This window comes from Roseibium sp., from assembly GCF_025698965.1.
In the GTDB taxonomy this organism is placed as follows: domain Bacteria; phylum Pseudomonadota; class Alphaproteobacteria; order Rhizobiales; family Stappiaceae; genus Roseibium.
Genome location: NZ_JAILWL010000205.1, coordinates 1 through 10,974, shown reverse-complemented (window position 1 = coordinate 10,974; position 10,974 = coordinate 1). Strand labels below are relative to the sequence as shown.

Annotated in this window: 11 protein-coding genes; 7 read left to right on the top strand and 4 right to left on the bottom strand. The window is 55.7% G+C overall.

Annotated features, from left to right (window positions below):
• Positions 1 to 2,644: NAD-glutamate dehydrogenase domain-containing protein (locus K5905_RS17015; protein WP_297585971.1), on the bottom strand; the 2,644-nt coding region annotated here is incomplete at its 3' end.
• A gap of 360 nt (positions 2,645 to 3,004) precedes the next feature.
• Between K5905_RS17015 and K5905_RS17010 the strand changes: the two genes are divergently transcribed.
• The 4 genes from K5905_RS17010 to K5905_RS16995 all read left to right on the top strand — a co-directional run bounded on the left by K5905_RS17010 (position 3,005) and on the right by K5905_RS16995 (position 6,313).
• The gene (locus K5905_RS17010; RefSeq protein ID WP_297585969.1) at positions 3,005 to 3,571 is read left to right on the top strand and encodes a peroxidase-related enzyme; all 567 of its coding nucleotides are present in this window, start codon (positions 3,005 to 3,007) and stop codon (positions 3,569 to 3,571) included.
• Between the two features lie 102 nt (positions 3,572 to 3,673).
• A complete protein-coding gene (gene argC / locus K5905_RS17005) occupies positions 3,674 to 4,624 on the top strand; it encodes an N-acetyl-gamma-glutamyl-phosphate reductase (RefSeq protein WP_297585967.1) in 951 nt (316 codons plus the stop codon).
• A gap of 38 nt (positions 4,625 to 4,662) precedes the next feature.
• Positions 4,663 to 5,268 carry a 3-isopropylmalate dehydratase small subunit gene (leuD, locus tag K5905_RS17000; RefSeq protein WP_297585966.1) on the top strand — a complete coding sequence of 202 codons (606 nt, stop codon included), beginning with the start codon at positions 4,663 to 4,665 and terminating at the stop codon, positions 5,266 to 5,268.
• 178 nt (positions 5,269 to 5,446) lie between these two features.
• Complete coding sequence (locus K5905_RS16995) at positions 5,447 to 6,313, top strand: NAD(P)-dependent oxidoreductase (protein WP_297585965.1); 867 nt, start codon at positions 5,447 to 5,449, stop codon at positions 6,311 to 6,313.
• 14 nt (positions 6,314 to 6,327) lie between these two features.
• Here the strand turns inward: K5905_RS16995 and K5905_RS16990 are convergent, their stop codons facing one another.
• Both K5905_RS16990 and K5905_RS16985 read right to left on the bottom strand, forming a co-directional pair.
• A complete protein-coding gene (locus K5905_RS16990; protein ID WP_297585963.1) occupies positions 6,328 to 6,837 on the bottom strand; it encodes a Crp/Fnr family transcriptional regulator in 510 nt (169 codons plus the stop codon).
• 25 nt (positions 6,838 to 6,862) lie between these two features.
• Complete coding sequence (locus K5905_RS16985; RefSeq protein WP_297585961.1) at positions 6,863 to 7,546, bottom strand: response regulator transcription factor; 684 nt, start codon at positions 7,544 to 7,546, stop codon at positions 6,863 to 6,865.
• Positions 7,547 to 7,736: 190 nt separating this feature from the next.
• Here K5905_RS16985 and K5905_RS16980 point away from each other — a divergent pair, with 190 nt between their 5' ends.
• A complete protein-coding gene (locus K5905_RS16980) occupies positions 7,737 to 8,276 on the top strand; it encodes a L,D-transpeptidase family protein (protein WP_297585959.1) in 540 nt (179 codons plus the stop codon).
• 48 nt (positions 8,277 to 8,324) lie between these two features.
• Here the strand turns inward: K5905_RS16980 and K5905_RS16975 are convergent, their stop codons facing one another.
• Complete coding sequence (locus K5905_RS16975; RefSeq protein WP_297585957.1) at positions 8,325 to 8,807, bottom strand: hypothetical protein; 483 nt, start codon at positions 8,805 to 8,807, stop codon at positions 8,325 to 8,327.
• A 212-nt stretch (positions 8,808 to 9,019) separates the two neighbouring features.
• Here K5905_RS16975 and dapF point away from each other — a divergent pair, with 212 nt between their 5' ends.
• Together dapF and mtaB are read left to right on the top strand one after the other, a co-directional pair.
• Positions 9,020 to 9,931, top strand: coding sequence for a diaminopimelate epimerase (dapF, locus tag K5905_RS16970; protein ID WP_297585955.1), 912 nt, complete (start codon positions 9,020 to 9,022; stop codon positions 9,929 to 9,931).
• Positions 9,928 to 10,974 (top strand): tRNA (N(6)-L-threonylcarbamoyladenosine(37)-C(2))-methylthiotransferase MtaB (gene mtaB / locus K5905_RS16965; RefSeq protein WP_297585952.1); only part of this gene is annotated, 1,047 nt, incomplete at its 3' end. The genes dapF and mtaB, both read left to right, overlap by 4 nt.

Genomic DNA, 10,974 nt, shown 5'->3' with positions numbered 1-10,974 from the left:
GAGCGTTGATGAAGATCTTGTAGCTTTCCGTGCCTTCCTTGAACCAGGCTTCCCGGTCGCTCATCGGTGGAAGCTGCTTGGGTACAAAACCGCCCTTGGCGCCCACGGGAACGATCACCGCGTTTTTCACCTGTTGCGCCTTAACGAGGCCAAGGACCTCGGTCCGGAAATCCTGCGGCCGGTCAGACCAGCGCAGGCCGCCGCGGGCAACCATGCCGAAACGCAGGTGAACACCTTCGACTCGCGGGCAATAAACGAAGATTTCGCGGAAGGGCCGCGGCTGCGGCAGATCGTCGATGCTGCGGCTGTCGATCTTGAACGCAAATGTCGGTTTCGGCTGACCTCTGTCGTCGAGTTGATAGAAGTTGGTGCGCAGAACCGATTCGATCGCATTTTGGAACCGGCGTAGAATGCGGTCATCGTCGAGGCTGGACACGTCTTCCAGATCCGCCGTCAGCTCTCCCTGCAAGCGCTCCGTTCCCAGGTCCCGATCCTTGTCCGTGACGTCGGGATTGAATCGCAGGTGAAACAGCTCCACCAACTTTGCCGCGACGTTCGGATAATTGTTGAGGGTCGACCACATATAGTCTTCCGAAAAACGAATGCCGGCCTGGCGCAGGTATTTCGACAGTGCCCGCACCACGGCGACGTCCCGCCAGGCAAGATCCGCCGTCAGGACGAGGCGGTTGTAACCGTCATTTTCCGCCCTGCCGGTCCAGACGGCCATGAACATGCTTTCAAGCCGCGACTGCAATTGGTCGGTAAAATCAATGATCTCACCGGATCTGGCTTCCAATGTCATCTCGTGAAGATAAGAGAGCGGCGCACCTGCCGGTGTCACCCTGTATGTCCGCTCGTTGATAACCTTGAAGCCCATGTTTTCCAGAAGCGGAACACGTGCCGACAGGGGAATCGGCGAACCGCAATGATAGACTTTCAGCGAGAGCCGGTTGTCCTGGGTGTCCGTGGGGCGATGGAAGGTGATGGTCGTGTCGTGAATATCTGACAGCGTCTCCAGTTTGACGATGTCGAACAGAGCTGATTGGGCGCTGTAAACTTCCTTGTAACCGCCGTGAAAGGACAGGGCGTAGCGGTCGGCCAGCTTACGGGCTTGAGGTGCTGCGAATTCCTTGTTCAGGGCATCGCGCACGCTGTCGGACCAGGAGCGAACCATGTCGGCGACGGCGGCTTCGAGTTCTTCCTTCTCCGGTTTGGGAGTTTCGCCCATGTCGCGGCCGATAATGTAGTGAACCCGTGCAAGCGGGCCTTCCGGATAAGTCACGTACCAGGCAGACAGGCGGCCTTCATAGATATTGGCCAGGTAGGTGCCGATATTGAGACGGACCTCCGTCGAATAGCGATCCCGCGGAACAAAGACCAGAATGGAGACGTAACGGTCGAACCGGTCCGGGCGCGAGAGCACGCGAATACGAGGACGTTCGTCCAGCTGCAGGATCGAAATGGCAAAATCGTAGAGCCGTTCGCGCTCGATCTGAAACAGTTCGTCGCGCGGAAAGGCTTCCAGCACGTTTTTGAGCGCACGTCCGGAGTGACTTTCCGAACCATAGCCGGCGCGGGCCAGAACGCTGGCGACCTTTCGGCGCAGGAACGGAATTGTGCTGGTCGGTTCGGTATAGGCCGTTGATGCAAACAGGCCGACAATGCGTAACTCGCCGACCATGTTTCCGTCTTCGTCGTAAAGCTTGGCGCCGACGTAATCCATGTGAACCCGGCGGTGAACATTGCTCTTCACATTCGCCTTGGCGATGATGAGCGGCTCCGGCTTCATCAGGAATTCGCGAATTTCCGGAGTGATCTGGACGAATTCGGATCCCCGCCGCAGGACACGCACATCCGGATCGGTCAACAGACCCAGGCCAGTGCCTTCATGCGGAGAGAGTTCACCTTCCTCGACACCGCCGTCGAACTTGTATTCGCGCATCCCGAGGAAAATGAAGTTGTCTCTTTCCATCCATTCAAGAAAATGGATCGCTTCCCAAAGCTCGTCGCTGCTGCCCGGGATCTGCGTTGTCTTGTAGGTATCGATTGCTTCCGCAAGACGTTCCTGCATCGGTTTGAAGTCGGTGACCACGGACCGGACCGAGTTCAGCACCGTGTCCAGCCGCAGTCTGAGCGCTTCCCGGGCTTCTTCAGAATCGATACGCGTTACATGAATATGGATCAGGCTTTCTTGCCGGTCCTTGCGCTTTGGCGGTTTCTTGCGGGCAATGGCCGAGTCGAGTTTGCCGTTTTCGTCACGTTCCACGATGAAGATCGGATGAAGGACAAGGTGGACTTCAAGCTTGCTTTCCTGCAATTCGTCCATCACCGAGTCGACCAGGAAAGGCATGTTGTCATTGACGATTTCAATGACGGACAGCCCATTGATCTTTTTGCCCTTCGTCTTGAAGGAGGGATCTGAAATGCTTACCCGGTGCGTTCCCAGCTCATGGTTCTGAAAATGCTGCCACGCTTCGCGGACGAACCCGGTCAGCTCTTCGGCATTGTAGGCAACGAGATCTTCAGCGGCGGCCCTGTCATAAAAGGCTCTGGAGAACTCGGCCAGGGCGGGATCTTTTTCACTCAGGTTTGCGTGGACTGCGTCGATGAGTTTGATTTTCTCGACGTCGTGTTTGTCCGGCATTTTTATCCCCTTTGGGCGATCATAGGTTTGGTTCTATCGCATGGTAGGTCAAAGACCCGTAAAAGAGATTAAAATGGCTTGAGGCAGTGCGTTCTTAAGGTTGGACGCCTGGACGTGGGAGACGGTTTGAGTAGTCCGGTTCCCCGCGTTTCATCAAAAGTGCATGCCAATCAATGCTGACGGAACTTGAAATGACGTCAATACGCAGCTTCGTTGCTCGGGGGTGAGCAGGCAAGAAACGCCAGAATGCTTCCTTGCGGGCTTTTGTCACTTCAATTGCCATCTTAAACTCATCTATAGATCAAGGACCTTCGTTCTTAATTTCCGCGACATAGAAGTTTTCATGACGGGAGGACCAAATTGTCAAGTAAAGTCACGGCCTTGCAAATCGATTCAATTGAAACATTAAGTGATAAAACACAGGCATATTTCGATTTGTGCGAGGAAAAGCTGGGATTGGTGCCCAATGTGCTCAAAGCCTATGCCTTCGACGAAACGAAATTGCGTGCCTTCACGGACATGTATAACGACCTCATGCTGGCGGATTGCGGTCTCTCCAAACTTGAGCGAGAGATGATTGCCGTTGCGGTATCTTCCGTCAATCATTGTTTTTATTGTCTGACGGCACACGGGGCCGCGGTTCGCGAACTTTCAGGTGATCCGGTCCTGGGTGAACTGATGGTGATGAACTATCGGGTCGCAGACTTGAGCGACCGGCAAAGGGCGATGCTCGATTTCGCCATCAAGCTGACCGAAAAGCCGGCAGAGATCCTGGAAAGCGACCGGCAGGCCCTGCGGGACGCAGGGTTCAGCGATCGGGATATCTGGGATATTTCCTCCGTGGCCGCGTTCTTCAACATGACGAACCGGGTGGCTGCGGCAACGGACATGCGGCCCAATGATGAGTATCACTCAATGGCCCGTTGAGCTCTTCTAGCTGTCCGCAGCGGTGACAAGCGATGGAATTGGGTGTATGACGCATCCGATTTCATTCATTCGCTGTTGCGTTCAAGAGGAGAGGAGCGGGCGATGGTTGCGCGCGTATTCATTGATGGTGAAGCTGGCACGACGGGTTTACAGATCCGCGAGCGCCTCGCCATGCGCCGCGATCTTGAGCTGATCTCCATTCCGGATGAGAGCCGGAAAGACCCGGCGGCCCGGGCCGACTATCTCAACAAGGCAGACGTTGCCATTTTGTGTCTGCCCGATGCGGCGGCCAGGGAAAGCGTGGCTCTGATCGAAAACGACACCACACGCGTGATCGATGCTTCCAGCGCCCATCGTGTCGCGGAAAACTGGGCCTATGGCTTTGCGGAAATGGACGCCGATCAGGGTGACATCATCGCGGCCGCGATGCGCGTCGCCAATCCAGGGTGCTGGCCGCAAGGTCTGATTGCCTCCGTCCGCCCATTGATCGCTGCGGATCTGCTGCCGGCTGATTTTCCGATCAACTATCACGGCATTTCCGGTTATTCCGGGGGTGGCAAGGGCATGATTGCGGATTATGAGGACAGGGGCACCAGCGCCAATGTCTTTGCGCCTTATGCGCTGGGCTTCAATCACAAGCATTTGCCGGAAATGACCGAATATGCCTTGCTTGAGACAACGCCGCTGTTCGCGCCAACCGTCGGCAACTACTACAAGGGCATGCTCACGGTCGTACCGCTGAACCTTGGCAAGCTGGACAAGGTGCCGACAGGCGAGCAGCTGCACAATGCGCTAGCGGATCACTTTGCCGGGACTGCAAACGGTTTTGTCGAGGTTGCTCCGCTTGAGGCTCTGGAGCGTTCTGAAGACCTCGACCCGCAGGCCGTCAACGATACCAATCGACTGCGGCTTCACGTTTTTGCCAATGATTCCCGCGCGCAAGCCGCGATCATTGCGGTTTATGACAATCTGGGCAAGGGTGCATCCGGCGCTGCCGTCCAGAATCTCAATCTAATGCTCGGTGTCGATCAGACCACAAGCCTTGCGGCTTGAGGTGAACGGCTTCGGCTGACTTTTCAGGAGAGGGAATAATGGAAAAGTTTGAAACCCTGACCGGTGTTGCGGCACCCATGCCGATCGTGAACATTGACACGGACATGATCATTCCGAAGCAGTTCTTGAAGACGATCAAGCGAACCGGCCTCGGTACGGCGCTGTTTCATGAAATGCGTACTCATGATGATGGCTCCGAGAATGCGGATTTCATTCTGAACAAGGCCGCCTACCGCGACGCCAAGATCCTGATCGCCGGCGACAATTTCGGGTGTGGATCTTCCCGTGAGCATGCTCCCTGGGCACTTCTCGATTACGGGATCCGTTGCGTGATTTCGACATCCTTTGCCGACATCTTCTACAACAACTGTTTCAAGAACGGCATTCTGCCGATTGAAGTTTCCGAAGATGAACTGGAAACCCTGCTGCACGCAGCAGAGCGCGGTTCCAATTTCACTCTGACGATCGATCTGGAAAACCAGGAGATCCAGGGGCTGGAAAGCGGCGACATCGCGTTCAAGATCGACCATTTCCGCAAGCACTGCCTGATGAATGGCCTCGATGACATCGGCCTGACAATGGCCAAATCCGAGCAGATCGACACTTTCGAGGACAAGCTGGGCGAAAGCCGTCCCTGGGTCTGAGTTCCTGCGGAAGCGACCGAGTTAAAAACCCGGCACCGGTGTGCCGGGTTTTTTGTTGTGTGTCTCAGGTCACGCATGTTCGTAGTTTCATAAGCCTCCATTGTTGAGTGAACCTGATAAGGTTGACAAAGTGATCCCTGCCGGGTGTGCAGGGAGGGACCGCGGGGAGGCATAATTCATGGCGATAGCAATCATCGGCCAGGGGATCATGGGTGGGGCCTATGCCCGGAACCTGATCAAGTCGGGTGAACTGGTCCTTGGAGTTGATCCCTCTGCAACAGCAAGAGCCAGCTTGCGGGAAGCCGGTGGCCAGTCGTTCGAAAAGCCGGGCAACTGGATTGCCGACTGTGAGCTGGTCATTCTTTCGGTGGCTTCGCCGCAAGTCCTGGCAGCGGTCTGCGAAACGTTGAAAGAGTTTGTTGTTCCAGGTCAGATCGTCGTTGAAACGGGAACCTTTTCGATAAAGGACAAGGAAGAAGCACGCACGGCTTTGGAAGACAAAGGTGCAATACTTCTTGATTGTCCGGTCAGCGGAACGGGCGCGCAAGCGGCTGAGGGCGACCTGGTCATGATGGCATCAGGTGAGGCGCTGTCGATCGAGACAGTCAGACCATTGCTGGAGAAATTTACCCGGTTGGTGATGAATGCCGGAGCCTTCGGCAACGGTACGCGCATGAAATTCGTCGCCAACCATGCCGTGGCCGTTCATAACACCGCTGCAGCAGAAACCCTGAATTATGCCGATGCACTCGGTCTCGACCGCGAAACAGTCTATCGGATGCTGAGCAGCGGTGCCGGGCAGTCGCGCATGTCCGATCTTCGCATGCCGTTGATGATATCAGGTGGCTATGAACCACCGTCGGCAAGCCTTCGAATGTTCAAAAAAGATCTTGAGATCATTGGAGAAAGCATCGAGATCAACGATGTCTTCGCACCATTGTTCCAGGCCAGCAGTGCCGTTTACAGAACTGCGAATGCGAAACTCCCCGAGACTTTTGACACGGCGGCTGTTTTTGAGGTGTTTCGCGACAAGGACCGCAGCTAGCCTAACCTCCAGCCTCAGGTCTCTTCTTCGGTATCGTTCCTGACCCGCCGCTCGGCGTTGAGCTGTTCAAGCTCCCCCATCTTTTCGCCTATAGGGCGCAACGCGGCGATGGTTTGCTGATATCGGCTGGCGTGTTGCTCGAACAGACGTCTGGCCAGCTCGGGATATTCCTGGATCATGCGTTTGAACAGTGCCCGCCGGATCCGGATGATGCGTACCGGTCCTACGGCTTCTGCCCGGCAGGGGCGTCTGTTTTCGGCAAGTAATGCCGTTTCGCCCAAGAGGGTGCCCTCACCGACCTGGTCCACCTCTTCAAATCCGTCCTGGCTTCTTGTCTTCAGACTGACGGTGCCGCTGGTAATGACAAGGCCGCCGTCAGCGCGTTCGTCCTGGTCGAACAAGCGCTGACCGCCATTGTATTCCATGCCTTCAGCACTAAAGGCGAGCAGCCGCAGCTGATCGTCCTGAAAGTCTGAAAGCAGGGGGATCCGTTTGAGAATCTCTATATCTTGGGCAAGGCTCATGCCCAAGATTTACGCTGATTACCCGTTATGGCACAAGCTTATATCCACCGGCTTCTGTGACCAGAAGTTCGGCATTGGACGGATCGCGTTCGATTTTCTGCCGTAAACGGTAGATGTGGGTTTCAAGCGTGTGGGTGGTAACGCCGGAATTATATCCCCAGACCTCATGTAGAAGCACGTCGCGGGTGACCGGTTTCTCCCCGGCCCGATAAAGGAACTTGAGTATGGAGGTTTCTTTTTCGGTGAGGCGTACTTTTGAGCCTCCATCGTCCTGCATCACTTTGGCAGCAGGGCGGAAGGAATAGCGACCAATGGCGAATGTGGCGTCTTCGCTCTGTTCGTGCTGGCGCAAATGGGCGCGGACCCTGGCAAGCAATACGGCGAATTTGAAAGGTTTGGTGACATAGTCATTGGCACCGGCTTCCAGGCCTAAAATGGTATCGCTGTCGCCGTCATGACCGGTCAGCATAATGATCGGTGCCTTGAAGCCGTTCTTGCGCAGCAGTTTGACCGCTTCCCGGCCGTCAATATCCGGCAAGCCGACATCCATCAGCAACAGATCGACATGTTCGTCCTTGGCAAGGCCGATGCCGGATGTTGCTGAATCCGCCTGGATGGTTTCGAATTCGTCGTAAAGAGAGAGCTGTTCTACCAGCGCTTCACGCAGTTCGTTATCGTCGTCGACAATCAATATAGTGCGGGCGGTCATGGTCGCGGTCCTCGCCAAGTCTCAAAATGATCACGCCAACTTGTGCAATCTACACATGCGTGTTCCTGCCTCTATGTGCGTGGGAAATTCTCGCCATACAAGCCATGGTTCGTCAATTCTTCTTCACGCGGGGTTTAAAGCTGGTTTATCAAAGTTTCTTTTCTTCATTGGTGGACGAGCGTATCCCAAAATGACCCATGATCAAAAACCGGCGGATATCCTTGATGTTCACGCGTTGCCGCGTGACAAAACCAAGGGAATGCTGCGTCTCGGCGAGATCACGGTTCCGTGTGCACTTGGCAGGTCGGGCATCCTGACGAGGAAAAAAGAAGGCGATGGCGGTACCCCGTCAGGCCGGTTCGAATTGCTTCATGTCTACTATCGTCCGGACAAGGGTCTGCCACCTAGGACGCAATTACCTCTCGAACCGCTCACTCCGTTGTCGGCATGGTGTGATGACCCGGGGCACAGGCTCTATAACAGACCGGTCAGGCTGCCGTTTGCAGCAAGTCATGAAAAAATGTGGCGTGACGACCGGCTTTACGACATCGTTGTCGTGCTCGATTGCAACATCAATCCCGTGGTGAAGGGGAAGGGCAGTGCGATCTTCTTTCACGTTGCGCGGGAGGGATACAGCCCGACCGAAGGGTGTGTCGCTGTCGCACCGGAACACATGCGCCTGCTCCTGGCAAGATCAGGTCCAGGCGCGATCATGAATATCCGCACCTGACGCAGTATTGAAGCCTGATTGAACCTGTGGCCGGACTGGTGTGCCGGTCTACTCTTCTTCACTCTGTGGTCTGTAGATTGTGAACGTCCCGCTGATACGCACGGTCGTGCGACCGCCATTGCCGTCTTCCGTATCTGCAGTGCGGACACGGAAGGTGTTTCGCTGAACACTGAAACTTCCATTGACGTTTGCTTCCAGAAAGGTCGCCACTCCGTCGGCGTCGATACTTTGAAGGATCGCAGTGTGTCTCGGATCACCTCTCGACTGGGTTTCTTCCTGCCAGCCATCATCGTTCTCGGTGCGGGTCGTGACCCGGAAATTGCGGAACTGGAAGACGTCACCCGGACGGGCACCGCTCAATTGATCGATTGTGCGCCCCCAATTGTAGGTCGCAGCTGGTTTGTGAAATCCAAGATTTTCAAAGCCGTTATCAACCAGCGTCCAGCACTGGCCGTTTCCTTCCTGGCGGCCGAGCCGTTCGGTCGCAAAGGCTATCAATCGCTGTGCTTGCTGTTCGCTGACGTCAGGCATTTTGAAATTCCTTTCAATATCAATTTCAAATAAGACCTTACGTCAATTCGGCGTAACGCCGATGTAACCGGCGTCACAGCCAGGTGCTTGCTTGGGAATTGTCGGGCAGATGGCGAGGGATCTGGTAATTTGCCAAGAAATCCGCCATATAGAGGCAAATGATCGTGAAACATCGATCAGTTTCCAATCAACCTCAACAGAAGTGCACCGGTATGGCGTCTGAAACCAGACCCTTTTTGAAGATGAATGGTCTCGGCAATGATTTCGTGGTTTGGGATGCGCGGGAGAAACCGCTGCACCTGTCCAATGAAGCCATTGCCAAATTGGGCGACCGGGAAAATGGTATCGGGTTCGACCAGATGATCACTGTTGAGCGTTCGAAACTGGGCGTTGATGCATTCATGCGCATTCACAACCAAAATGGCGGTGAGGTCAGTGCCTGTGGCAACGCGACGCGCTGCATTGGACGTCTCCTGATGGAAGAAGCCGGCAAGGATCTGGTGACCATCGAGACCAGTGCCGGTCTGTTGCACGCCTTCGATGCGCCCGGTCCGAATTGCATCACGGTCGATATGGGGGAGCCTCGCCTGGAGTGGGACCAGATCCCACTTGCTGAAGAGTTTGCCGATACGCGTGCCATTGAGCTGCAGGTCGGGCCGATTGACGATCCGATCCTGCACACGCCGGCTGTCGTCAATATGGGCAACCCGCATGCGATCTTCTGGGTGGATGATGTCGAGGGTTATGAGCTGGAGCGCGTTGGACCGCTACTGGAGCGTCATCCGATCTTCCCGGAATTTGCCAATATTTCCCTGGCGCATGTCTTTGACGAAGACCAGATCCGGGTAAAGGTCTGGGAACGCGGCGTTGGTCTGACGCTGGCCTGCGGGACTGCTGCCTGCGCCGTCGGTGTCGCCGCCGCCCGCGACAGCAAGGCCGGTCGCAGGACCACGATCCATCTGCCGGGCGGCCCGATTGGTATTGAGTGGCGCGAACGTGACAATCATGTCCTGATGACAGGCTTGACCGAGATCGAATTCGAGGGTGAAGTCGATGTCGATACACTCGCCTGGCGCAAGACTGCGGATGGCGATGCGCCGCTGGAGGCCGGAACCGGGTCATGAGTATCGACGTCGTCACATTCGGCTGCCGGCTCAATTCTTATGAGTCGGAAGTGATGAAACGCGAAGCGGAAGCCGCGGGTCTCACGGATGCAATCTTAATCAATACCTGTGCAGTCACAAACGAAGCGGTTCGTCAGGCCCGCCAGGCCGTACGCAAGGCCAAGCGCGATAATCCGGATGCTCGGGTTATTGTGACAGGATGCGCTGCACAGACCGAAACCGAGACCTTCTCATCCATGCAGGAAGTCGACCTGGTGCTCGGGAACACGGAAAAACTTGAGCGCAAGTCCTACCAGGACGTGGTTGCGTTCGGTATTTCAGAAACGGAAAGAGTTCGCGTCAACGACATCATGAGCGTTGAGGAAACCGCAGGACACCTGATTGATGGTCTGACCGGGCGCGCGCGTGCCTTTGTACAGGTTCAGAATGGCTGCGATCACCGCTGCACTTTCTGCATTATTCCCTTCGGGCGCGGAAATTCGCGATCCGTACCGATGGGTGTTGTGATCGATCAGATCAAACGACTGGTTGATAACGGCTATAACGAGATCGTCCTGACCGGTGTCGATATCACTTCCTATGGTGCGGATCTCCCGGGTGCGCCGAAGCTGGGCACATTGACGGCAAAAATCCTGAAGATGGTGCCGGAGCTGAAGCGGCTGCGTCTTTCTTCCATCGATTCCATCGAGGCGGATGACGATCTCATGAGGGTGATTGCCGACGACGGGCGCCTGATGCCACATTTCCACCTGTCGCTGCAGGCCGGTGATGACATGATCCTGAAACGGATGAAGCGACGGCATCTCAGGGCGGACACGATCAGGTTCTGCGAAGAGGTTCGGCACATGCGCCCGGACGTGGTCTTTGGTGCGGATATCATCGCCGGTTTCCCGACAGAAACAGAAGAGATGTTTCTGAACTCCCTGAAGATCGTCGACGAATGCGGCCTGACGCATCTTCATGTATTTCCGTTTTCACCACGTCCCGGGACACCAGCTGCGCGCATGCCGCAGCTGGAGCGGGCCATCGTCAAGGAACGGGGA

Bases quoted from the DNA above. Each gene is read 5' to 3' on its own strand.
- argC (WP_297585967.1), top strand. From the start codon at position 3,674: ATGGTTGCGCGCGTATTCATTGATGGTGAAGCTGGCACGACGGGTTTA.
- leuD (WP_297585966.1), top strand. From the start codon at position 4,663: ATGGAAAAGTTTGAAACCCTGACCGGTGTTGCGGCACCCATGCCGATC.
- K5905_RS16995 (WP_297585965.1), top strand. From the start codon at position 5,447: ATGGCGATAGCAATCATCGGCCAGGGGATCATGGGTGGGGCCTATGCC.
- K5905_RS16990 (WP_297585963.1), bottom strand. From the start codon at position 6,837: ATGAGCCTTGCCCAAGATATAGAGATTCTCAAACGGATCCCCCTGCTT.
- K5905_RS16985 (WP_297585961.1), bottom strand. From the start codon at position 7,546: ATGACCGCCCGCACTATATTGATTGTCGACGACGATAACGAACTGCGT.
- K5905_RS16980 (WP_297585959.1), top strand. From the start codon at position 7,737: ATGACCCATGATCAAAAACCGGCGGATATCCTTGATGTTCACGCGTTG.
- K5905_RS16975 (WP_297585957.1), bottom strand. From the start codon at position 8,807: ATGCCTGACGTCAGCGAACAGCAAGCACAGCGATTGATAGCCTTTGCG.
- dapF (WP_297585955.1), top strand. From the start codon at position 9,020: ATGGCGTCTGAAACCAGACCCTTTTTGAAGATGAATGGTCTCGGCAAT.